1 pseudogene is annotated in these 311 nt (G+C 67.2%); it reads right to left on the reverse strand.

Going from position 1 to position 311, the window contains the following annotated elements:
* Positions 1-311, reverse strand: a pseudogene (locus GPL20_RS39885) (IS630 family transposase); the annotation flags it as partial.

Here is a 311-nt window from a genome sequence, read left to right on the forward strand (position 1 = left end):
ATGGTCTTCCAGCGGCCGTGGGGAACCTTGGCGTGAAGTCTGTGCCCGCGGGGGGCCCATCCCCGCAAGGGCGCCATGTCGGTCCGGGTCCAGGTCTCGTCGATAAAGACCAGCCGCTCAGCTTCGACGCGACCTTGATACTTTGCCCACTGGGCTCGCCGGCGCGCGACCTCGGGACGATCGCGTGGTAGTCGACCTTCAGGCCGCGACCGGCAAGCTCGGCAACGAGCCCGCGGATGGTGAAATCGCCGTCCCTGATCCGTTGCGACAGCCAGACCGCGTGGTCTCCCGAAACCGCCTTCGGCTTGTGC

The organism is Bradyrhizobium cajani (assembly GCF_009759665.1).
GTDB classification, from domain to species: domain Bacteria; phylum Pseudomonadota; class Alphaproteobacteria; order Rhizobiales; family Xanthobacteraceae; genus Bradyrhizobium; species Bradyrhizobium cajani.